The organism is Pseudomonas sp. HMSC065H01, from assembly GCF_001815235.1.
Classification (GTDB): Bacteria; Pseudomonadota; Gammaproteobacteria; order Pseudomonadales; family Pseudomonadaceae; genus Pseudomonas; species Pseudomonas aeruginosa.
Genome location: NZ_KV819829.1, coordinates 19285 through 41415 on the forward strand (window position 1 = coordinate 19285; position 22131 = coordinate 41415).

The 22131-nt window shown below is 68.5% G+C and carries 24 protein-coding genes; 7 read left to right on the forward strand and 17 right to left on the reverse strand.

What is annotated here, in order from left to right:
- Positions 1-187: 187 nt before the first annotated feature.
- Positions 188-1117, forward strand: a complete 930-nt coding sequence (locus HMPREF3014_RS01155; RefSeq protein WP_003084019.1) for a LysR family transcriptional regulator — start codon at positions 188-190, stop codon at positions 1115-1117.
- Between the two features lie 73 nt (positions 1118-1190).
- On the opposite strand, the gene madM is transcribed toward HMPREF3014_RS01155, so the two are convergent.
- The 10 genes from madM to HMPREF3014_RS01205 form a co-directional block, all read right to left on the reverse strand.
- Positions 1191-1955: a malonate transporter subunit MadM gene (gene madM, locus HMPREF3014_RS01160; protein WP_003084016.1), complete on the reverse strand. Its 765-nt coding sequence runs from the start codon at positions 1953-1955 to the stop codon at positions 1191-1193.
- A 5-nt stretch (positions 1956-1960) separates the two neighbouring features.
- The gene (madL, locus tag HMPREF3014_RS01165; protein ID WP_003110240.1) at positions 1961-2365 is read right to left on the reverse strand and encodes a malonate transporter subunit MadL; all 405 of its coding nucleotides are present in this window, start codon (positions 2363-2365) and stop codon (positions 1961-1963) included.
- Between the two features lie 56 nt (positions 2366-2421).
- Positions 2422-3354: a malonate decarboxylase subunit epsilon gene (gene mdcH, locus HMPREF3014_RS01170; protein WP_003133101.1), complete on the reverse strand. Its 933-nt coding sequence runs from the start codon at positions 3352-3354 to the stop codon at positions 2422-2424.
- On the reverse strand, positions 3351-4043 hold the full coding sequence (locus tag HMPREF3014_RS01175) for a malonate decarboxylase holo-ACP synthase (protein WP_003118606.1): 693 nt from the start codon (positions 4041-4043) through the stop codon (positions 3351-3353). The genes mdcH and HMPREF3014_RS01175 overlap by 4 nt, the downstream gene beginning before the upstream one ends.
- Positions 4044-4058: 15 nt before the next feature.
- Entirely contained in the window at positions 4059-4865 is an 807-nt protein-coding gene (gene mdcE, locus HMPREF3014_RS01180) for a biotin-independent malonate decarboxylase subunit gamma (RefSeq protein WP_003133103.1), read from the reverse strand.
- Positions 4862-5725 (reverse strand): biotin-independent malonate decarboxylase subunit beta, encoded by an 864-nt coding sequence (locus HMPREF3014_RS01185; protein ID WP_003084003.1) that lies wholly within the window; start codon positions 5723-5725, stop codon positions 4862-4864. Before HMPREF3014_RS01185 ends, mdcE begins: the two co-directional genes overlap by 4 nt.
- A complete protein-coding gene (locus tag HMPREF3014_RS01190) occupies positions 5718-6017 on the reverse strand; it encodes a malonate decarboxylase subunit delta (protein WP_003084001.1) in 300 nt (99 codons plus the stop codon). The genes HMPREF3014_RS01185 and HMPREF3014_RS01190 overlap by 8 nt, the downstream gene beginning before the upstream one ends.
- Position 6018: 1 nt before the next feature.
- Positions 6019-6900, reverse strand: coding sequence for a triphosphoribosyl-dephospho-CoA synthase (locus HMPREF3014_RS01195; RefSeq protein ID WP_003117235.1), 882 nt, complete (start codon positions 6898-6900; stop codon positions 6019-6021).
- Positions 6900-8564: a malonate decarboxylase subunit alpha gene (gene mdcA / locus HMPREF3014_RS01200; RefSeq protein WP_003145070.1), complete on the reverse strand. Its 1665-nt coding sequence runs from the start codon at positions 8562-8564 to the stop codon at positions 6900-6902. Before mdcA ends, HMPREF3014_RS01195 begins: the two co-directional genes overlap by 1 nt.
- A 120-nt stretch (positions 8565-8684) precedes the next feature.
- Positions 8685-9578, reverse strand: coding sequence for a LysR substrate-binding domain-containing protein (locus tag HMPREF3014_RS01205; protein ID WP_003106182.1), 894 nt, complete (start codon positions 9576-9578; stop codon positions 8685-8687).
- Between the two features lie 230 nt (positions 9579-9808).
- On the opposite strand from HMPREF3014_RS01205, the gene HMPREF3014_RS01210 reads away from it, so the two are divergent.
- The 5 genes from HMPREF3014_RS01210 to HMPREF3014_RS01230 all read left to right on the forward strand — a co-directional run bounded on the left by HMPREF3014_RS01210 (position 9809) and on the right by HMPREF3014_RS01230 (position 15253).
- Positions 9809-10921 carry an ABC transporter ATP-binding protein gene (locus HMPREF3014_RS01210; protein ID WP_003106181.1) on the forward strand — a complete coding sequence of 371 codons (1113 nt, stop codon included), beginning with the start codon at positions 9809-9811 and terminating at the stop codon, positions 10919-10921.
- Between the two features lie 25 nt (positions 10922-10946).
- Positions 10947-11867, forward strand: coding sequence for an ABC transporter permease (locus tag HMPREF3014_RS01215; RefSeq protein ID WP_009875683.1), 921 nt, complete (start codon positions 10947-10949; stop codon positions 11865-11867).
- Positions 11864-12673, forward strand: a complete 810-nt coding sequence (locus HMPREF3014_RS01220; protein ID WP_003106179.1) for an ABC transporter permease — start codon at positions 11864-11866, stop codon at positions 12671-12673. Before HMPREF3014_RS01215 ends, HMPREF3014_RS01220 begins: the two co-directional genes overlap by 4 nt.
- A 22-nt stretch (positions 12674-12695) precedes the next feature.
- Positions 12696-13730, forward strand: coding sequence for an ABC transporter substrate-binding protein (locus tag HMPREF3014_RS01225; protein WP_003106178.1), 1035 nt, complete (start codon positions 12696-12698; stop codon positions 13728-13730).
- 65 nt (positions 13731-13795) lie between these two features.
- Complete coding sequence (locus HMPREF3014_RS01230; RefSeq protein WP_004346843.1) at positions 13796-15253, forward strand: amidase; 1458 nt, start codon at positions 13796-13798, stop codon at positions 15251-15253.
- 7 nt (positions 15254-15260) lie between these two features.
- Here HMPREF3014_RS01230 and HMPREF3014_RS01235 read toward each other — a convergent pair whose 3' ends face one another.
- The gene (locus HMPREF3014_RS01235) at positions 15261-15842 is read right to left on the reverse strand and encodes an alpha/beta hydrolase (protein WP_003106176.1); all 582 of its coding nucleotides are present in this window, start codon (positions 15840-15842) and stop codon (positions 15261-15263) included.
- A gap of 215 nt (positions 15843-16057) precedes the next feature.
- Here HMPREF3014_RS01235 and HMPREF3014_RS01240 point away from each other — a divergent pair, with 215 nt between their 5' ends.
- On the forward strand, positions 16058-16270 hold the full coding sequence (locus HMPREF3014_RS01240; protein WP_003111981.1) for a DUF3079 domain-containing protein: 213 nt from the start codon (positions 16058-16060) through the stop codon (positions 16268-16270).
- Positions 16271-16450: 180 nt separating this feature from the next.
- On the opposite strand, the gene HMPREF3014_RS01245 is transcribed toward HMPREF3014_RS01240, so the two are convergent.
- The 6 genes from HMPREF3014_RS01245 to HMPREF3014_RS01270 all read right to left on the reverse strand — a co-directional run bounded on the left by HMPREF3014_RS01245 (position 16451) and on the right by HMPREF3014_RS01270 (position 21695).
- Positions 16451-16852 (reverse strand): ExbD/TolR family protein, encoded by a 402-nt coding sequence (locus HMPREF3014_RS01245; protein WP_003106175.1) that lies wholly within the window; start codon positions 16850-16852, stop codon positions 16451-16453.
- Between the two features lies 1 nt (position 16853).
- Positions 16854-17573 carry a MotA/TolQ/ExbB proton channel family protein gene (locus tag HMPREF3014_RS01250; protein WP_003083979.1) on the reverse strand — a complete coding sequence of 240 codons (720 nt, stop codon included), beginning with the start codon at positions 17571-17573 and terminating at the stop codon, positions 16854-16856.
- A gap of 28 nt (positions 17574-17601) precedes the next feature.
- Positions 17602-18414 carry an energy transducer TonB gene (locus HMPREF3014_RS01255; RefSeq protein WP_003117234.1) on the reverse strand — a complete coding sequence of 271 codons (813 nt, stop codon included), beginning with the start codon at positions 18412-18414 and terminating at the stop codon, positions 17602-17604.
- Positions 18415-18756: 342 nt separating this feature from the next.
- Positions 18757-20193 carry an NAD(P)(+) transhydrogenase (Re/Si-specific) subunit beta gene (locus tag HMPREF3014_RS01260; protein WP_003083975.1) on the reverse strand — a complete coding sequence of 479 codons (1437 nt, stop codon included), beginning with the start codon at positions 20191-20193 and terminating at the stop codon, positions 18757-18759.
- On the reverse strand, positions 20193-20501 hold the full coding sequence (locus HMPREF3014_RS01265; RefSeq protein WP_003083974.1) for an NAD(P) transhydrogenase subunit alpha part 2: 309 nt from the start codon (positions 20499-20501) through the stop codon (positions 20193-20195). The genes HMPREF3014_RS01260 and HMPREF3014_RS01265 overlap by 1 nt, the downstream gene beginning before the upstream one ends.
- Positions 20502-20576: 75 nt before the next feature.
- Positions 20577-21695, reverse strand: a complete 1119-nt coding sequence (locus tag HMPREF3014_RS01270; protein WP_003083972.1) for a Re/Si-specific NAD(P)(+) transhydrogenase subunit alpha — start codon at positions 21693-21695, stop codon at positions 20577-20579.
- Positions 21696-22131 lie beyond the last annotated feature (436 nt).

Here is a 22131-nt window from a genome sequence, read left to right on the forward strand (position 1 = left end):
GTTCCGTTAGCCTATCGGCGGCTCAGGCTGCCGAAGCGGGATTCCATCCGGTCAGTGCAACTCCGCCTTCCCCAAGGCGTTTCCAGGCCGTCATGCTCCGCCACGCGCTAGGACATGACGGCCCTTTTTACCCCTCCCGCGCCACCTCAGGCACAATCCCCCGACGCCACCGGCCAGGGGAACGCGGATGCTGATCGACGAAGAAATCACCCTCAAGAAGCTGGAAACCTTCCTCGCCTTCATGCGCACCGGCAACCTGGCGCGCGCGGCGGCGGAACTGGGCACCAGCAACGTCAGCGTGCACCGCGCCATCCACTCGCTGGAAAGCGCCCTGCGCTGCCCGCTGTTCAAGCACGAGGGACGCAACCTGACCCCGCTGGAAAGCGCCTACGTGCTCGAGGAGCGCGCGCAGAAGCTGGTCCAGGAGGTACTCGACACGGTGCGCCTGACCCGCGAGGCGGCCGGCTTCTCCGCCGAGCGCTTCAAGCTCGGCGCGCTCTATTCGCTGACGGTGAAGACCGTGCCGCAACTGATCATGGGTCTCAAGCTGCGACGCAGCGCGCTGAACATCGACCTGATCCTCGGCTCCAACGTCGATCTGTTCTACCAGCTGAAGAACATGGAGCTGGACGCCATCCTGGTGTCGCTCAACGACAGCGTCAGCGATCCCGACTGCGAGCACCTGCCGCTGTTCTCCGATGACATCTTCCTCGCCGTGCCGGTGGACTCGCCCTACGCCAGGCTCGCCGAGATCGATCTCAGCACCCTGCGCGACACGCCCTTCGTCACGCTCACCCAGGGCTTCGCCACCCATCAGGACGGCACCCGGGTGTTCCAGCAGGCCGGCTTCGAACCGCAGATCGCCATGCAGGTGAACGACATATTCACCCTCCTCAGCATGGTCAGCTCGGGGGTCGGCCATGCGCTGCTGCCCAAACGCATCGAGGCGGTCTACGAGAACCGCGTGCGGCTGATCCCGCTGCAACCGCGCTATCGCCTGCAGCAGCACATCGGCGTGGTGTTCCTCAAGGCCAAGGAGCGCGACCCGAACCTGCTGGCATTGCTCGCGGAGTGCCGGATGTACAGCCTGCGCCTGGAGCAGGAGGCGGCGGGATAGCGGACGGAAGTCCAGCCCGCTGACCTCTCCCCAACCCTCGCCCTTCAGGGAGAGGGTGCCCGGACGAGCCCGCTCACCCAACCAGGCCGCGCACGCTGAAATACAGCAGCGACGGCCCCAGCAGGCAACCGATGGCGGTATAGAACGCCGCGGTCAGGCAACCGTAGGGCACCAGCTTCGGGTCGGTGGCGGCGAGGCCGCCGGCGACGCCGCTGGAGGTGCCCATGAGACCACCGAAGATCACCGCCGTACGTGGATTGTTCAGGCCGATGTAGGGCGCGACGAAAGGCGTCAGGACCATCACCAGGATCGCCTTCACCAACCCGGCGGCGATGCTCAGCGCCATCACCTCGGAGCTGGCCCCCAGGGCGGCGCCGGTCACCGGTCCGACGATGTAGGTGACCGCGCCGGCGCCGATGGTGGTCAGGCTGACCGCATCGGTGTAGCCGAACGCCATGGCCACCGCGACCCCGGCGACGAACGACGAACCGACCCCGAGGAACAGCGACACCACCCCGGAAACCCCTGCCCGACGCAGTTCCTCGACATTCACCCCGAAGGCCGTGGCGACGATGGCGAAGTCGCGCAGCATGGCGCCACCCAGCAGGCCGATACCGGACATCAGGGGCACGTCCACCAATCCTTTCTGCCCGCCGGTGGCGACGCCGCCGACGTAGGACAGCACCAGGCCGAGGAAGATCGCGATCGCCGAGCCGTGCAGGCGCCCGCGGGTGAGGCGCGCCGACAACCAGTAGGACACCGCCATGGTCACGCCGATGATGGCGAAGCCGCTGATCAGGCCGTAGCCATTGATGACTTTGTTCAGGGACTCGAACATGGCGCTCACCCCTGCACGCTGGTGCGCGGTTTCAACGGCGGGGCGCCTTCGGCTTTCTTCCGGCCGAAGCGGTCGAGCAGCGGGACCAGGGCGAAGGCCACGGCGACCGCGGCGATGCCGGCGAGGATAGCGGCCGGCCCGCCGCTCAGCGCGCCGAGGACATTCTGCTGGGCGGCCATGGCGACCACGATGGGAATGTAGACCGCGCTCCAGAACTCCACGCCCTGCTCGGTCTTCGCCGAGAGCAGGCCACGCTTGCCCAGGTAGCCGCCGACGAAGATCAGCAGCAGCATGGCGATGCCGACGCCACCGACGTTGGCCGGCACGCCGAGCAGCACGCCAAGGATCTCGCCGATGAACAGCCCGGCGAGGGTACACAGAGACAGCAGTGCGACACCGTAGATAATCATTATTGTTGTCCTCGGTTGCGGATCGATGTTGTTGTTTTTATGCCTCGAACGAACGCTTATCGGGTTCTCTTTTCCTCCTCGCGCAACAGCGCGTCCAGGGTATCCGCCCGGGAGCCTTCGAAGGCCGGCGTGGCGCAGCCGAACAGAGGCCGCGCCAGCCCGCTGAGGATCCGTCCCGGCGGCAGCTCGAGATGCAGGCGGGCACCGCGCTCGTAGGCGCTGCGCAATGTCGCCAGCCACTCGACGCGGCGCGCCATGTTGCCGGCGAGATCGTCGGCCAGCGCGGCAGGTTCGGCGACCAGGCGCGCCCGGCTGCTGCTCAGGTAGGGCACGCGCGGCCGACGCAGGCGGATACCGGCGAAGGCTTCGGCCAGGCGCGCGGCCGGTTCGTCGAGCAGCGCACAGTGCGACGGTACGCTCACCGCCAGGCGCTTCGCCGCGCTGGCGCCGGCGGCACGGGCGCGTTCGGCGAGGGCGGCCAGCGCCGCTTCGCTACCGGCCACCACCAGTTGCCGCTCGGCGTTGACGTTGGCCAGGTAGAGCGGCGGGTGCTCGCGCCGCACCATCAGGATCAGCGCATCCAGTTGCGCCTGGTCGAGACCGAGGATGGCGCTCATCCCGTAGCCCTCGGGCCAGGCGGCCTGCATCAGTTCGCCGCGCAGCGCCACCAGACGCAGCGCGTCGTCGAAGTCCAGCGCACCGGCTACCACCGCCGCCGGATAGGCGCCGATGGACAGCCCGGCGACCAGCCCCGGCCGATGCCCGCGCGTCTCCAGCAGGCGGCTGGCGGCGACCCCGGCGATCAGCAGGCACAACTGCACCGCGCGGGTGCCGCGCAAGGCCTCGGCGCTCTCCAGTTCGGCCGGCGCCTGGCCGAGACAGTCCGCCGCCTGCTCCAGGCAGGCGCGCACCGGCGGTTCGTCGGGCAAGGCCGCGAGCATGCCGGGACGTTGGGCGCCCTGGCCGGGATAGGCGAACAGCACGCTCATGCCTCGACCTCCGCGATCCGCCAGGGGTCTTCCAGCAACAGCGGCGCCTCGCTGCCTTTCGCCAGCACCCGGGGCCGACCCTCGGCCCATTCGCGCAGGGCCACGCCGCCCGCCGGGGTCTGCAGTTGCAGGTCGATCCGGCAGGGACACTGCTCGAAGCACTGCAGCAGGCGCAGCGCGTCATCGCGCGGGAACGGGCGCGGGGTGCGCAGCAGCAGGTCGAGGTCGCTGTCCGGATGCAGCACGGCGACCCCGCTGGCCAGCTCGAAACCGGCGCCGCCGGTCACGCCCCAGGCCAGTCCCAGCGCGTTCAGCGGCGCACGCAGGTCGCGCAAGGCACGCCAGGCCGGCAGATCGCGCAGCATCGCCGGCTCGCGCTGGCCCAGCGCTTCCGGGCGCAAGCGCCGGGTGATTGCCGCCAACGGCATCCAGCCGGCCCAGCGCTGCTCCCGCGCCAGGCCGCGCACGCCGATGGCCACCCGCGCGGGATCTGCCGGCGCACGGCGCACCACCACCGGCCAGCCGGCCTTCAGTGCCGCGCAGACCCAGGCCGGAGCATTCTCCGGCAAATGCGCCGGCGCCATGCCCAGGAGCAAGTCATGGGGTTCCGGCCCTGCCCTGCGACGCATCGGATCAGGAGCGAGCCGTCGCCGGCTGGAGCCCCGCTGTGAGCTGTTCGCGATGACCACGGCTCGCTCCTGAATTCACCACTGCTCGCGCAGCAGCCGGCGCACCCGCGCCGACGCCTCGCGGTTGGCCGCGCCGAGGCGGCCGCCGAGGTCGCGCGGGCCGCCGAGGATATCGGCCAGGGCCTCGCCCAGGCAGGTGCGGACCCGCACCAGGTCCGCCGTCGACGGCACCTCGACGGTCTCCACCGGAAGGGTCCTCCAGAGCAGGCCGAGCGACGCGTAGCTGTCGATGTCGTAGGCCATCGGCGGCACCTTCGCCGCCAACGCCTCCAGTTCCTCGACGCTGCGCAGGGTGATCCGCGCGGCGGCGGCCTTGCCCATGGCGTGGACCATCACCCCCGGATCGTGCAAGGCGATCAGGCGGTTGGCCTGGTAGCCGTGGGCGAGGAACGCACCGGACATCGCCTTGCCCACCAGCAGGCCGATCAGCGGATGCCCGGCGAGTCGGGCGCGGGCGTAGGCATCCACCGCCCCGGCCAGCGCCTGGTGGATACCCAGGGCCTCCTCGCGGCGGCCGTAGGCCTGGCTCGGCACGTCGACGATGGCCAGCAGCGCGCGCTTGCGTGGCGCCTCGCGGTCGGCCTCCAGCGCCTCGTCGACGGCGGCGGCCAGGCCCCAGCCCTCGAGCAGCCCGACCTCGCCCTGGCGAGCGCGCGGGAACGGATTGTCGGGATCGGGCACGACGGCCAGGAAACGCACCGGGTAGCCGTCCAGCTCGGCATCGGCGACGCGCAACGAAGCAGGATCGCCGGGACGCGGCGCGAGGCTACCGGCCAGCGCCTGGAACCAGGCCAGGCCACGGGAAGTGAACGGTTGGCTCATGTTGCATCTCCTTGGCCCAGCCCCTGGTACAGCCGGCGCACGCCGGCGGCATCCGGTTGCTCGGCGGTATCGAGGTCGCCCAGCCGCCGCAGGTAATCCTCGGCGCGGCGGCAGCGCGGCCGTGCCGGCAGGCCCTTGGCGAAATACGCGAGTACCGAGGTGCGTACCTCATCGAGGTCGTCGGCCAGGTAGGCGTCGGCGAGACCGCTGGCGAAGCGCTGCTCGCCGCCGGTGAGGCTCCAGATGAACGGCCGGTCGCGCGAGTCGTATTCAGCGATGCCGGCCTCCTGTTCGATCACCTGCGGACCGTTCAAGCCGAGGCGCGCCTCGCGGGTCACCAGCACGTAGCTGCACAGCCCGGCGGCGATGGACATGCCGCCGAAGCAGCCGACCGGCCCGGCAATCACCGCCACCACCGGCTGGTAGCGCTGCAGATCGACGATGGCCGCCTGGATCTCGGCGATCGCCGCCAGTCCGAGGTTGGCTTCCTGCAGGCGCACGCCACCGGTTTCCAGCAACAGCAGGGCCCGGGTCGGAACGCCGTTGCGATTGTCCTCGGCGGCCAGCTCCAGCGCGCCGGCGATCTTCGCTCCGCTGACTTCGCCAAGGCTGCCGCCCTGGAAAGCACCTTCGATGGCGGCGAGCACCGCCGGCTGGCCGTCGAGGAGGCCACGGGCGACCACTACCCCATCGTCGGCCTGGGGCACGATGCCCTGTCGTTCCAGCCAGGGCGACTGCACGCCGGCGAAGGGATCGAGCAACTCGCGGAAGCTGCCCGCGTCAAGCAGGGCCCGGGCGCGTTGGCGCGCTCCCAGTTCGGTGAAGCTGCGCAGCGCCAGCAGGCGGGCGACGTCAGTCATGGCCAGCCTCCTCCAGTGCCTGCTCCAGGCGCAGGCGGACCACCCCGGGAGTGGCGCCGAAATCGTGGATGCGGATCGACGCGGCCGGCGCCGTGGACGCCGCGAAGACCCGCGCGAAAAGTTGTTGCCAGCGCGGGCCGCTGCCGTTTACCGAGGTCACCACCTGGATGCTCAGCGCGCCTCCGGCGGCCGGCTCGAGCAGCACCTCCAGGTCGCCGGAGCCGACGCAGCCGGCCAGGGCGCGACCGCGCGCCGGAGCGCCGGCGGGAAATTCGAAGGTCAGGGTTTCCATCTCAGAGACTCCCAGCCCACCCACCGGACACGGCGGGCAGGCGATCGAGGAAAAGACAGGCGGCCAGCAGGTCGGCGGCGCCGCCGGGCGAAGCGTTCAGCGCCAGCAGGCGGCGGTCCAGCTCGCACAGGCGGCGACGCCCGGCGAGACTGGCGCTGCCGCCGGCGGCGAGCACCGCGCGGGCGCCATCCTGCATCGCGGCGAGGCCGACGCGGCCGGCGCGGTGCAGCACGCAGGTATCGTCGAGGACGCTCATGATCGCCAGCAGCGCATCGAGCCTGGCGTTCTGCTCGCCAGCGCCGCCTTCGCGGCTGCGCCATAGCTGCGGCAGGCCGTGGCGCACTGCGCGGGGGAAGCCGAGACGCGCCTCCTCGCGGGCGCCGCCGACGCCGTAGCGCCGACGGACGCGCTCGCCGTGGCTGTCGCCGATGGCGGCCGCCGGATCGTCGAGCAGGGCGATGCGTCCTGCGCGCGCGGCCACTTCGCCGGCCTGCGTGCGGCGCGGTTCGAGAGCGGCGGCCGCGACCAGCAGGCCGAGCGCCCAGATCGCTCCGCGATGGGTGTTCACGCCTTCGGTGGTACGCAGCATCGCCGCCTCGCCGTCGCGCCCCAGTTGGCCAAGGACGCCGCGCAGGCGCGCATCGATGCGCCCATGCCGCTGTGCGGCGTCGGCCATTTCCTTGAAACACGGCCACAGGCTCAGCGCCGAGGCCTGCATCAGGCCCAGGTGCAGGTCGGCATGCGCGCCATTGCCGCGGCGGTCCACCAGGGCCGGCTTGGGCGACAGTTCGGCTTCGTCGATGAGGGCGTCCACCGCCAGGTCGGCCAGGCATTCGCCGAGGTCGGCACACGGCGTCGCCGCGAGGTTCGCGATGGCGTTCATCACCAGCTCCTGAAACGCGCCGGCGGCTGGTACAGCCCGCCGGACCACTCGACCAGCTCGGCGATGCTCTTCGCCGCCAGCAGCTCGCGCGAGGCGTCGGTGCGGCGGATGCCGAGGTCCTCGGGCAGCGCGATCAGCCCTTCGCGGCGCATCCGCTGGGTCTCGCGCGGATCGTGGCGCAGGCCGATCGGACTGATCCCCGCCACCGCCGCGATCATCGCCTGGCGTTCCTCCAGGGAGCGCGCCTTGTACAGGTAGGCGATGCCTTCCTCGGTGAGCACATGGGTGACGTCGTCGCCATAGATCATCACCGGCGCCAGCGGCATGCCGGTCTGGCGCGCCACCTCCAGCGCGTCGAGGCGCTCGACGAAGGTCGGCTTGCCGCCGTCCTGGAAGGTCTCGACCATCTGCACCACCAGCTTCCTGCCGCGCTCCAGCAAGGCCTCGGGTTCGCCCCGCATGTCCAGCCAGGCCGGCGTCGAGTGGCGCCGGCCGCGCGGGTCGTGGCCCATGTTCGGGGCGCCGCCGAAGCCGGCCAGGCGTCCGCGGGTGACGGTGGAGGAATGGCCGTCGCCGTCGACCTGGAGGGTAGCGCCGATGAACAGGTCGACGGCGTATTGTCCTGCCAGTTGGCAGAACATCCGATTGGAACGCAGCGAGCCGTCGCGACCGGTGAAGAACACGTCGGGACGCTGGGCGATGTAGCCCTCCATGCCCAGCTCGGTGCCGAAACAGTGCACGCTCTCGACCCAGCCGCTCTCGATGGCGGGGATAAGGGTCGGGTGCGGGTTGAGGGTCCAGTGTCGGCAGATCTTGCCCTTCAGGCCGAGGGACTCGCCGTAGGTCGGCAGGATCAGCTCGATGGCCGCGGTGTTGAAGCCGATGCCGTGGTTCAGCGACTGCACGTTGTGCCGCTGGTAGATGCCGCGGATCGCCATCATCGCCATCAGCACGTGGACCGGCTTGATGTGGCGCGGGTCGCGGGTGAACAGCGGCTCGATGTAGAACGGCTGGTCGGCCTCGACCACGAAGTCCACCCAGGACGCCGGGATATCCACTCGCGGCAGGTCGCGCGGGTCGTCGACGATACGGTTGACCTGGACGATGACGATGCCGTCGCTGAACGCGGTGGGCTCCACCAGCGCCGGGGTGTCTTCCGTGCTCGGCCCGGTGTACACGTTGCCTTCGCGGTCGGCGACGAAACCGGCGACCAGCGCCACGTTGGGGATCAGGTCGACCACCAGCCGCGCGTACAGCTCGATGTAGGTGTGGATCGCGCCGATCTCCAGCAGGCCGTCTTCGAGCAACTGGCCGATGCGCAAGCTCTGCGGGCCGGAGAAGGAGAAGTCGAGCTTGCGCGCGATGCCCAGTTCGAACAGGTCGAGATGCTCCGGGCGGCCGACGCTGGGCATGATCATGTGCAGGTCGTGCAGCTTGCCGGGATCGACCCGCGCCAGCGAACGGGAGAGGAAATCCGCCTGCTTCTGGTTGTTGCCTTCCAGCACCACCCGATCGCCCGGCGCGATCAGCGCCTCCAGCGCGGCGACCAGGCGTTCGCGCGGCAGCACCGCGCCGTCAGCCAGGCCGCGCACGCGCTCGAGGCGCCGCTGCTTTTCCTGGCGGCGCCGCGACCACTGCGGCGGGGGAGAGATCGGTGTCGTCATGTCGGCTCCAGGTTTCACGCTGTGGTGAGGAGCCACGGTAGGCAGGCCGCCAGGCCTGTTCAATCAAGCAGCCGACATGATCGTTACGCTTGGGTTAACGATGCAGCGCTGGCGCTGCGTTCAGGACGTCACGGCGTCCGGAAACTCTTCGCGCAGGGCCTCGCCCAACCAGCCGATGAACCACTCGACGTCCGCCGAGGGCGTGCCGGGCGGGGTCAGCACCTGGTAGCACTCCAGTGCCGCCTCGGCGGCCAGGGGCCGCACCAGAGCGCCGCTGCGCAGTTCCTGGCGGACCAGCACCTCGTTGGCCAGGGCGATGCCGAGACCCTCTTCGGCCCGCGCCAGGGCATGATCGTTGCTCAGGTAGAGCACCGCCGGACGGACCTCGACGTCGACCCCGATGGCGGAGAACCAGAGGTTCCACCACTCGCCGTCGTCGACATGGATGAGCTTGTGCGCGACCAGTTGCTCCGCCGACTCCAGCGGTCCGGCGGCGGCCAGGTAGGCCGGCGAGCACACCGGGAACACCTTGGGCCGGATCAGCAGCGCGCGCGGGTTGGCGTACTGGCCCGGCAGGCCATAGACGATACCGAGGTCGGCGCTGCGCTCCTCCACGTGGTCGAAGGTGGGATTGGGTTCGAGGGCGATCTTCAGCCCCGGTCGCTGTGCGCAGAGGGTTTCCAGGCGCGACGTCAGCCAGCGCCGGGAGAACGCCGGCACCGCCATGATCCGCAGCCAGCGCGCGCCACTGAGCTGGCCGCCGGCCTCGGCGATCTGCTGCAACGCGGTGGACACCGCGGCGTAGTACTGCCGCCCGGCCGGGGTCAACAGCACGCCACGCGAAGTACGTTCGAACAGACGCGCGCCAAGCCAGTCTTCCAGCAGCCGGACATGCCGGCCGACCGCCGGCTGGGTTACGTGCAGGGCTTTCGCCGCCGCCACGTAGCTACCCAGGCGGGCGGCGGCCTCGAAGGCGCGCACAGCGTTCAACGGGGGCAGACGGGGGATCGACATGGGCCTTGCGAACCTCGCTAGGTGTTAATTTTTTTAACACCTTATATAAGAAAATTGAGCTTTCGACAGCCGCCCCTTTTCCGCATCATCCGCTCCAGCCATCGGCGACCACAAGCCGGCGCTACCCTTCCGCCACCTCGCGGAAGCCTACTTTCCAGCCCTGCCATAAGAACAACAACCATCGTCGCGCCGCATTGCGGCACGCACGAAGGGGAATCGGAGGTAAGTCCATGAGTGCCCTGCATTCGCTGCGTACCCATGCAGTGTCCATCCGCGCGGTACGCAAGGTGTACGGCGATCCCGAGAGCGGCCCGGTGGCGCTGAAGCGCGTCGACCTGGATATCCGCGACAATGAATTCTTCACCCTCCTCGGCCCGTCCGGCTGCGGCAAGACCACCCTGCTGCGGATGATCGCCGGCTTCGAGTTTCCCACGGAGGGCGAGATCCTCCTCTACGGCGAGAACATCGCCGCGCGACCGCCCTTCGAGCGCCCGGTGAACACCGTGTTCCAGCACTATGCGCTGTTCCCGCACATGAGCATCGCCGAGAACCTCGCCTTCGGCCTCGAATCGCGCCCACTGGGACGCAGCCTGGGCAAGGCGGAGATCGCCGAGCGGGTCCGCGAGATGCTCGCCCTGGTGCAGATGGAACGTTTCGCCGATCGCCGTCCCGGGCAGCTTTCAGGAGGCCAGCAGCAACGCGTGGCACTGGCCCGTGCGCTGGCGCCGCAACCGCGGGTGCTGCTGCTCGACGAACCGCTCTCGGCCCTCGACCTGAAGCTGCGCCAGGCGATGCGCGAGGAACTCAAGGCGATCCAGGCGAAGACCGGGATCACCTTCATTTTCGTCACCCACGACCAGGAGGAGGCGCTGACCATGTCCGATCGCATCGCCGTGCTCTCCGAGGGACAGGTGCAACAGGTCGGGCCGCCGGAAGAGATCTACGAGCGCCCCGGCAACCGCTTTGTCGCCGACTTCATTGGCGAGACCAATTTCATCGAAGCCGAGCTGCTCCAGCGCGACGGCCCGCTGGCGCTGTACCGCGGTCCCGGCGGCGAAGCGTTCGAGGCCGCCGCGCGCGACGGCCTGGCAGCCGGAGCCCGGGTCTGCCTGTCGATCCGCCCGGAACGCCTGGACCTGCTGGCGGCCAACACCGGCGGCGGCCTGCCCTGCACGGTGGAAAGCCAGGTCTACCTCGGCACCGACCTGCAATACCGGGTGCGCCTGGCCGACGGCAGCCTGCTGACGGTGCGCACACCGAACGGCACGGCACGGCGCTTCGCCACCGGCGAAGCTGCCTGCCTGGCCGTGGCCAAAGACAGCGCCAGCGTCCTGCTGGATTGATCCCCTTCGGCAACGGACCCCAGCCATGCATCCGATCCCTTCCCCCGGCGCAGCCTTGCAGCGTCGCCAGGCCCTGCGCAGCTTCCTCGGCGTCACTCCGGCGCTGGTCGCCATCGGCCTGTTCCTGGTGTTGCCGATCCTCATCGTCGCCGCCTATTCGCTGATGGAGGCCAACCCCTATGGCGGGGTCGACCGGGCCTTCAGCGGCGAGGCGTACGTATCCCTGCTCTTCGAACGGCAGATGGACGACAGCCTGGCCTTCGCCGACTCCTACCTGACAATCGCCCTGCGCTCGCTCGGCATCGCCGCGCTGACCACCCTCATCACCCTGTCGCTCGGCTTCCCGGTGGCGGTCTGGCTGGCCATGCAGCCGCCGCGTCGGCGCGGCCTGCTGATCTTCCTGATCACCGTGCCGTTCTGGGCCAACCTGCTGATCCGCACCTACGCCTGGATCCTCCTGCTGCGCGGCAGCGGAGTGATCAACAACGGCCTGCTCGGCCTCGGCCTGGTCGACCACCCGTTGCCGCTGCTCTACAGCGACGGCGCGGTGCTGCTCGGCCTGGTCTACACCTACGCGCCCTTCGTGGTACTGCCGATCTACGCGACCCTGGAGAAAATGGACATGCGCCTGCTGGAAGCCGCCCAGGACCTCTACGCCGGCCGCCTGCGCACGCTACGCAAGGTGGTCCTGCCGATCGCCCGGCCGGGCATCCTGGCCGGCGCCATCCTGACCTTCGTGCCCTGCCTGGGCGCGATGATCGCCCCGGAACTGCTTGGCGGAGGCACCCGCATGATGCTTGGCAACCTGATCTTCCGGCAGTTCGCCGACGCCCGGAACTGGCCGTTCGGCGCCGCCCTGTCGCTGGTGCTGATGGCTGCGGTGATGCTGGTCCTGACCGTCTACGCCTGGCGCGCCGAACGTCTCGCACGGGGGATGGGCCGATGATCGCGCGCCTGTGGAAAGGCAGCCGCCATAACGTCCAGGACTTCCCCGGCTTCGGTGCCTTCAGCTTGTTGTTCTACCTGTACCTGTACGCGCCGATCCTGGTGCTGGTGGTGTACTCCTTCAACGCCAACCAGTCGGCCACCGTCTGGACCGGCTTCAGCCTCGACTGGTACCGCGCCGCCTTCGCCAACCAGGCGCTGCGCCAGGCCGCCGGCAACAGCCTGCTGATCGCCGTGTGCGCCAGCGCCGCGGCCACCGCGATCGCCACCCTGGCCGCCCTCGGCACCTCGCGTGGGGCGAAGTTCAGGGGCCTGCGCCTGTCGATGGGAGCGATCATGCTGCCCCTGGTGCTGCCGGAAATCGTGGTCGGGGTCGCCACCCTGGCGCTGTTTTCCACCGTCGGGCTGTCTCTCGGCTACGGCAACCTGATCATCGCCCACACGGTGTTCTGCATCCCGTTCGCCTACCTGCCGATCCGTGCCCGCCTGGATGACATGGACCTTTCGCTGGAGCAGGCCGCCGCCGACCTCTACGCCGGTCCGTGGCGGACCCTGCGCAAGGTGACGCTGCCGCTGCTGGCGCCGGGCATCTTCTCCGGCCTGATGCTCGCCTTCATCGTCTCGCTGGACAACTTCGTGATCTCGATGATGGTCTCGCAGGCCGGCACCACCACCCTGCCGATCTTCATCTTCGGACTGCTGCGGATGGGCGTCACGCCCGACGTCAACGCCGTGTCGACGTTGATCCTCGGCGTCTCCGTGATCTTCGTCAGCCTTTCCTACCTGCTCGGCAAGCCACGCGCCTGAGCCCTACGTCGGAGAAATCCCCATGCATCAACGGATCGCAAGCATCGGCCTCGGCCTCACCCTGGCCCTGGGCGGCAGCGCCCAGGCCGCCGGGCAACTCAACGTGGTCAGCTGGAGCGGCTACTTCTCGCCGCAGTTGCTGGAGAAATTCGAGAAGGAAAGCGGCATCCGCGTCACGGTGGACTCCTATGACTCCAACGAAACCCTGCTGGCCAAGCTCAAGCAGGGCGGCGCCGGCTACGACGTGGCGATTCCTTCGCAGCAGTTCGTTCCGATCCTGGTCAAGGAAGCATTGCTCGAGCGCTTCGACCCGGCCGCCGAGCCGTACTACGCCAACCTGCTCGACAACCTGAAGAAGCCCGCCTGGGACCCGGAGGGCGCCTACAGCGTGCCCTTCATCTGGGGCACCACCAGCGTGGTGCTGGATGGCGCGCGCTACGCCGGCCCGGCCGACAGCTACGCGGTGCTCTACCAGCCGCCGGAAGAACTGCGCGGGCGGATCAACATGTTCGACTCGGTGAGCGAGGTGGTCGACATGGCCAGCCTGTACCTGGGCATCCCACTCTGTAGCGCGGACCCGAAGCAGATGCAGCGCGTCCTCGAACTGCTCAAGGCGCAGAAACCCTTCGTCAAGACCTACAGCTCCAAGGCCGGCTCGATCCGCGAGAACCTCGCCGCGGGCGAGGTGGACATGTCGATGTTCTGGGGCGGCTCGTCGATGCGTGCGCGCGAACTCAAGCCGAGCCTGAAGTACCTGTATCCGAAGGAAGGCGTGCTGGCCTGGGTGGACAACCTGGTGATCCCGCGCGGCAGCCGCAACCCGGACAACGCGCGGCGCTTCATCGCCTTCCTCGCCCAGCCGGAGAACGCCGCGCTGACCCAGAACTTCCTCAAGCACCAGAGCCCGGTGAAGGGCGTCGAGCCCTACCTCGACGCCAGTCTCAAGGACGCCCCGGAGCTGCACGTCCCCGCCGGTACCCGCGTGGTGTTCAGCCAGACCTGCGGCGAAGACGCGATCCGCCTCGCCGACCGCCTGTGGACCAACCTGATGCGCTGAGCGCAGCGCCGTTTCGCGCCCCTGGCACAGGGGCGCCCCTTCTCGACTGCCAAGGCCCGACCCCGATGAAGCCCAACCCTCCGATCAACGAGCTGGTCCTGCTCCAGGCCCACCAGCTTGCCGAACGCATCCGCCTGCGCCAGGTGTCCTGCCGCGAGGTGATGCAGGCCTACCTGGCGCATATCGAGCGCTTCAACCCACGGGTCAACGCCCTGGTCAGCCTGCTGCCGGCGGAACGCCTGCTGGAAGAGGCGGACGCGCGCGACGGCGAACTCGCCCGTGGCGAATGGCGTGGCTGGATGCACGGTCTGCCACATGCCATCAAGGACCTGTCGCTGACCCGTGGCATCCGCACCACCCTCGGCTCGCCGCTGTACCGCGACTACATTCCCGAGCGCGACGGGATCATGGTGGAGCGGATCAGGGCCGCCGGCGCGATTCTCATCGGCAAGACCAACACCCCCGAGTTCGGCCTCGGCTCGCAGACCTACAACCCGCTGTTCGGCGCCACCGCCTGCGCCTACGACGAACGCCTCAGCGCCGGCGGCAGCAGCGGCGGAGCCGCCGCTGCCCTCGCGCTGCACCTGGTACCGGTGGCCGACGGCAGCGACATGATGGGCTCGCTGCGCAACCCGGCGGCCTTCAACAACGTCATCGGCTTCCGCCCTTCCCAAGGCCGCGTACCGTTCGACGACAGCGCCGACCTGTTCTTCGACCAGCTCGGCTACGAAGGCCCGATGGGCCGCAGCGTGCGCGACACCGCCCTGCTGCTCTCGGTGCAGGCTGGCGCCGATCGCCGCGCGCCGCTATCCATCGCCGAACCCGGCGCGCGGTTCGCCGCTCCGCTGGAGCGCGATTTCGAAGGCATCCGGCTGGGCTGGCTGGGCGACCTCGATGGCTACCTGCCTATGCAGGACGGCATCCTCCAACTGTGCCAGCGCGCGCTAGGCGATTTCCGCAGCCTCGGCTGCGAGATCGAAGAAGCGAACCTCGGCTTCGCCCCGGAGCGCCTCTGGGAATGCTGGCGCACCTTGCGCCACTGGCTGGTGGCCGGCTCGCTCGGCGGCGTGCATGCCGATCCGGCGAAGCGTGCCCTGCTGAAGCCGGAAGCGCTCTGGGAGGTGGAGAACGGGCTGCGCCTGGGCGCCGACGCGGTCTTTCGCGCGTCGGTCATCCGCAGCGACTGGTATCGCGCCATCGGCCGGCTGTTCGAGCGCTACGACTACCTGTTGCTGCCCAGCGCGCAGGTATTTCCCTTCGCCAAGGAAACCCCCTGGCCGCGCAGCATCGAAGGCGTGGCAATGGACACCTATCACCGCTGGATGGAAGTGGTGGTTCCCGGCAGCCTGTCCGGCTGCCCGGTGGCCAATGTGCAGGCGGGCTTCAATGCCGAGGGACTGCCGATGGGCCTGCAAATCATCGGTCCGCACCAGGCCGACTTCGCGGTACTGCAACTGGCCCACGCCTACGAGCGGGCCAGCCGCTGGTTCGAGCGCCAGCCGTCGCCGCTGCTGGCGAACTGAAGTGGTCTCAGGCGCGGCGGCGAGCCTGGCTGTCGATCAGGTACTGCAAGCGGAACAGGTGACGGTAGCCGGCCTCCCAGGCGCCGTGGCCGGACTTCACGTTGATGTGCCCGGCCTCGGGCAGGATCACCGTCTCCGCGCCCCAGGCGCGGGCCAGGTGCATGGCGCGCTGCGGGCTGCAGGCCTGGTCGTTGTCGGAACCCACCAGCACGCTGGGGAACGGCAACGGCTCGCGGCTGATCGGCGCGAAGTTGCGCAGCGCCTCGGCGCAGCTCTCGCGCTCGACGTCGGCCGGCGCCACCAGCAGGGCGCCGCGTACCTGGTCGCGCACCCGGCGCTCGGCCTGGGCCGCCCACAGCGCCACTGTCACACAACCCAGGCTGTGCGCGATCAGCACCACCGGCCCGGGCTGGCGGCGGATCTCGGCGTCCAGCTCGGCGATCCAGTCGGCGCGCAGCGGGGTGATCCAGTCCTGTTGCTCGACCCGTGAGGCATTGGGCAGCGCGCGCTGCCAGTGACTTTGCCAATGGGCGTCTTCCGAGCCGTACCAACCGGGCACCAACACATAACGGACGCGTTCGCTGTGCATGGAGAACCCTCCAGAAAAATTCATCACCAGGGAAGTGTAAGGGCGCAGCCTTTTTTCTCTAAGGAATAAAAAGCAATTTTAATATTCTATTAATACATATATGCCAATCGAGTTGATCCAGCGCAAGCCGAAGCCACTTTTCCGCGGCAACGCCTGGGCGGCGCAAGCCATCGGCGGTATACCTGAGCGCAGGCATCAGGTATCGGGACAGGATCATGGCCAAGAAATTTCCTCTCCATCCCAGCCATCCGGAGCGCATCTGCTGGGGTTGCGACCGCTATTGTTCGGCGGAATCTATGGGCTGCGGCAACGGCGCCAGCCGCACCCAGCATCCCAGCGAACTGTTCGGCGAGGACTGGGCCGGTGAATGGGAAGTCGAAGGAACGGAGGACGCCAAGGAGCAGGAGGCGCCGGCACGCCAGGCCTGAGCACCCAGGCGTGGGACGTGCGAGCGCCGGACAGGGTGCGCGACGCATTCGCGAGCCCGGCCTCGGCGGACACGCCCGAGGAGCGTCCATCCGGAATAAAAAAGACCGCTCTCCCCTGCCCGGATCGGAGCGGTCGAAACCGTTGCCCGCCCGGCCTGCGCCGGACGGCGTGGATTCGCTTCAGCGTGCGGTGATCACCGCCAGCCTGGTGATCCCGGCGCGCTCGATGGAAGCCATGGCCTTCGCCACCTGGCCGTAGTTCACCCCTTCGTCGGCCTGCAACTGCACGCGGACCTCGGCGTCCTTCGCCTTGGCCGCGGCCAGGTTGCTCTCCAGCAGCTCCGGCTGGATCTCGTCCTTGTTGACGAACAGCTTGCCGGCGCCATCGATGCTCACCACCAGGGGATCCTTCTGCTCCGGCGGGGCCACCGATTCGGTCTTCGGCAGGTTGATCGGGATCGAGTTGGTCAGCAGCGGCGCGGTGACGATGAACACCACCAGCAGCACCAGCATCACGTCGACCAGCGGGGTGACGTTGATTTCGGAAAGGACTTCGTCGCTGTCCTGGGTCGAGAAGGCCATGTCAGGACGCCTCCTTCACGTTGCGCGAGGGGTTGCCGGCCTGGCGCGCGGCGGAGGGATGGACGATGACGCGGAACGCGCTCTTCTGCGCCAGGCTGTAGAAGTCGTGGGCGAAGTCGTCGAGGTCGGCGGCGGTCAGCTTCAGGCGCCGCAGGAAGTAGTTGTAGACCAGCACCGCCGGCACCGCGACGGCGATTCCCACGCCGGTGGCGATCAGCGCGCTGCCGATCGGCCCGGCCACGGTCTCCAGGCTCGCCGAGCCGGCCGCGCTGATCCCCTTGAGCGCCTCCATGATGCCCCAGACGGTGCCGAACAGACCGATGAAGGGCGAGGTCGAGCCGATCGAGGCGAGCACCGCCAGGCCCGACTCCAGGGAACGCCGCTCGCGCTGGATCTGCTGGCGCAGGGCGCGTTCGAGACGGTCCTGGTGGTTGATCGACTGGGCCAGGTCGGGCTGGCCGTTGTCCTGCACCTGGATCGCGGCGAAGCCGGCCTGGGCCACGCGGGCGCCGGCGCCCTGCTTGTCCTGCGCCTGCTCGCCGGCGGAGTCGAGGCTGGTGGCGCTCCAGAACTGCTTCTGGAACTGCCGGTCCTGGCGCTTCTGCCGGGCGAACTGCACGCCCTTGACCAGGGCCAGGCCCCAGGTGACCACGGAAAAGCCGACCAGCAGCCAGATGACGGCGCCTTCGACGGATTCGAGCGGGGTGGTTAACAGACTCATGACGGATGCTCCTCGTGACGCTGCAGATTCAGTTCAACTTGAAATCGATCGGTACGCTGACCCAGCCGTCCTCGGCCTTGTCGCCGCGCTTGGCGGGAACGAAGGACCAGCGCTTGACCGCTTTCACCGCGGCCTGGTCGAGGGCTTCGCGTCCGCTCGACTTCTGCACCTGGATCTCGCTCGGGCTGCCGCTGGCGAGGACATGCACCCGCAACAGCACGGTGCCCTCCCAGCCGCGGCGCATGGCCAGGGCGGGGTATTCCGGCGCCGGGTTGTGCAGGTAGCCGGCGTTCGCCGACGGCGGCGTCAGCGGCGCCGGGGCGGCGGCTGGCGCCGGCGGGGCGGGTGGCGCGGCGGGTTGCGGCGGCGCGGGCGGAGCCGGCTCGACGGCCTTCGGCGCCGGCTTGGGCCGGGGTTGCGGCTTGGGCTTGGGTTTCGGCTTTGGCACCGGCTTCGGCGGCGGCGGCTTCACCGCGTTCTCGTCGACCACCGGCGGTGGCGGCTCCTCGACCACCGGCGGCAACGGCTCGGGCGGCGGCGGTTCCACCACCGGCGGCGCCGGGGCGGTGAACTCGATGGTCATCGGCGGCACCTGTGGCGGCACCTCGGGCAGCGCCGGGGTTCTCTGCTGGCTCAGCCAATGGATCACCGCTCCGTGCAGGGTCAGGGCGAACAGGACCAGCAGGATCGTCTCGCGCCGGCTGAGCACCCGACCCTGTGCCGGGTTGTGGCGAACCAGGTGCAACGCCTGGCGAACCGGCCGACCGAGCGCCACCAGGTCGCCGCCGGGCGTCTCGCGCCAGGGCTGCGTGCGGGCATCGACGGGCTGGGGTGTTGCCATGAAAAGCTCCTTGCACTGACGAACTCGATGGCCGCTCAGGTCCGTGCTGGAGTCCTAGCGGCGCAGGGAGTTGCATGATTGGCAAGGAGGCTTAGCGCCTGAAGTAATTATTTTTGTTATGGAAATAACTTCTGGAGCTATGGGTTTCGCCCCTGTCGCCACAGGCCGCGTGGTTGGCGGGCTACAGCGATCCGACGAAAAACCCATGCCTTGCGGGCATGAAAAATATTCCTGAAAGGCTGGTGTTTTCGCCGTTGGAAGCGGCGGAGAACGCTGCGCGGGCAACCCGCGAAAACGAAAAACCCCGGCCTGGGCCGGGGTTCTGGTGGCCCCAGCGGGGAATCACTCCACCGCCTTGACCATGTCTTCGATGACTTTCTTGGCGTCGCCGAACACCATCATGGTCTTGTCCAGGTAGAACAGCTCGTTGTCCAGGCCGGCGTAGCCGCTGGCCATGGAGCGCTTGTTGACGATCACGGTCTTGGCCTTGTAGGCCTCGAGGATCGGCATGCCGGCGATGGGCGACTTCGGATCGTTCTTCGCCGCCGGGTTGACCACGTCGTTGGCACCGAGCACCAGGACCACGTCGGTCTGGCCGAACTCGGAGTTGATGTCCTCCATCTCGAACACCTGCTCGTAGGGCACCTCGGCCTCGGCCAGCAGCACGTTCATGTGCCCCGGCATGCGCCCGGCGACCGGGTGGATGGCGAACTTCACGGTGACCCCGCGATGGGTCAGCTTCTCCGCCAGTTCCATCAGCGCGTGCTGGGCACGGGCCACCGCCAGGCCGTAGCCGGGGACGATGATCACGCTGTCGGCGTTGGTCAGCAGGAACGAGGCATCGTCGGCCGAACCGGACTTCACCGGACGCTGCTCCTTGGAGCCCGCCGGGCCGCCGGCGTCGGCTTCGGCGCCGAAGCCGCCGAGGATGACGTTGAAGAACGAGCGGTTCATCGCCTTGCACATGATGTAGGAGAGGATCGCGCCCGAGGAGCCGACCAGCGAGCCGGCGATGATCAGCATCGAGTTGTTCAGCGAGAAGCCGATACCCGCCGCGGCCCAGCCGGAATAGGAGTTGAGCATCGACACCACCACCGGCATGTCGGCGCCGCCGATGGGGATGATGATCAGCACGCCGAGGACGAAGGCCAGCGCCAGCATCACGGCGAAGGCGGTGAGGTTGCCGGTGAACATGAACACCAGGCCCAGGCCGAGGGTTGCCAGGCCGAGCACCAGGTTCAGCAGGTGCTGCCCGGAGAACTGCACCGGGGTGCCCTGGAACAGGCGAAACTTGTACTTGCCGGAGAGCTTGCCGAAGGCGATCACCGAACCGGAGAAGGTGATGGCGCCGATGGCCGCGCCGAGGAACAGCTCCAGGCGGTTGCCGGTGGGAATGGTGTCGCCCAGGTGCGCGACGATCCCCAGCGACTGCGGCTCGACCACCGCGGCGATGGCGATGAACACCGCGGCCAGGCCGATCATGCTGTGCATGAAGGCGACCAGCTCGGGCATCTTGGTCATCTCGACGCGCTTGGCCATGATTGAGCCGGCGGTACCGCCGACCAGCAGGCCGACGACGATGTAGCCGACGCCGGTGGTGGCGATCTCCGCGCCCAGCTTGAACACCAGGCCGACGGTGGTGGCCACGGCGATGGCCATGCCGACCATGCCGAAGAGGTTGCCGCGGCGCGAGGTGGTCGGGTGCGACAGGCCTTTCAGGGCCTGGATGAAGCAGACCGAGGCGATGAGGTACAGGAGGGTGACCAGGTTCATGCTCATCAGTGGCCCCCCGCCTTCGGCGCTTTCTTCTTGAACATTTCCAGCATGCGCCGGGTGACCAGGAAGCCACCGAACACATTGACCGCGGCCAGGGCCACGGCGAGGGTGCCCATGGCCTTGCCCAGCGGGGTCACGGTCAGGGCGGCGGCGAGCATGGCGCCGACGATGACGATCGCGGAAATCGCGTTGGTCACCGCCATCAGCGGGGTGTGCAAGGCAGGGGTGACGTTCCATACCACGTGGTAGCCGACGTACACGGCCAGCACGAAGATGATCAGGTTGTAGATCCCGTCAGAAATGATATCCATCGTTTTCACCGGTCTTCAGGGCGCAGGCGCGAGGCGTGCGCATTTATCGTTATCGAAGCTTCCCGACGCAGCGGCTCAGCCGTTCTTGCGCACCGCCTGGCCGTCGCGGCACATCAGGCAGGCGGCGACGATGTCGTCCTCGAGGTTCACGCTGAAGCCTTCGGCGTTCAGGGTGAGCTTGAGGAAGTCGAGGATGTTGCGCGCGTATAGCGCCGAGGCGTCCGCCGGTACCAGCGCTGCCAGGTTGCTGTGGCCGACGATGGTCACGCCGTGCCGGACCACGACCTGGTCGGCCTCGGTCAGCGGGCAGTTGCCGCCCTGGGCGGCGGCCAGGTCGATGACCACCGAGCCCGGCTTCATCTCCGCCACGGTCGCCTCGTGCAGCAGCGTCGGCGCCTTGCGGCCGGGGATCAGCGCGGTGGTGATGACGATGTCCGACTGCTTGGCGCGCTCGTGCACGGCCTTGGCCTGGCGCTCCATCCACGAGGCCGGCATCGGCCGCGCGTAGCCGCCGACGCCTTCGGCGCACTCGCGCTCTTCGTCGGTCTCGTAGGGCACGTCGACGAACTTGGCGCCGAGCGACTCGATCTGCTCCTTCACCGCCGGACGCACGTCGGAAGCCTCGATCACCGCGCCCAGGCGCTTGGCCGTGGCGATCGCCTGCAGGCCGGCGACGCCGGCGCCGAGGATCAGCACGCGGGCGGCCTTCACGGTGCCGGCGGCGGTCATCAGCATCGGCATGAAGCGCGGGTAGTGGTTGGCGGCGAGCATCACCGCCTTGTAGCCGGCGATGTTGGCCTGCGAGGAGAGCACGTCCAGGCTCTGCGCCCGCGAGGTACGCGGCGCGGCCTCGAGGGCGAAGGCGGTGATGCCGCGCTCGGCCATGCGGGCGATGTTCTCGTTGTCGAAGGGGTTGAGCATGCCGACCAGCACGGCACCGCTTTTCATCTGGGCCAGCTCGGCGGCGCTGGGCGCGACCACCTTCAGCACCAGGTCGGCGCCGAAGGCCTCGGCGGCGCTGCCGATCGTCGCGCCGGCGGCTTCATAGGCACTGTCCGGCTGGCTGGCGTTGACGCCGGCGCCGCTCTGGACGATCACCTGGTGGCCTTGGCCGATCAGCTTCTTGACGGTTTCCGGGGTGGCGGAAACCCGCGTCTCACCGGCATGGGTCTCGAGGGGGACACCGATCTGCACTCACGAATCTCCTGCGTGATTGTCGAGTAGTCCGGGGCACTGCGGATGGCGCACCGGCTGCGGAGGTCTAGCTCACATACCGCGATTCGCGAACGAACCTTGGCGCGGCATTGTGCAATCGAGCCGAAAAGCCTTCAACAAGTTCTGAAGGCATACGACAGAGAAACTACAAGTCATAAACCGACCAACAATTCCCGCCCATCACCGCCGGGCGCGTCCTGACTGGCGTGCAGCCTATCCGGGGAAGCCCGCGCGAGAATATGACATCCCTGCCGTGAATGACCGGCTATCAGGTCAAGCCGCTACGGTTTCGACGGGAAAATATCCTGCCAGCGCCGCGGAATGGCGGGGTAATTAATGTTTTTAATACGCTGTATCAGCAATCCCTGATGCCTGGCCAAAGTAGCAAAGCAAAACTTTGACTACAAAGTCAGGA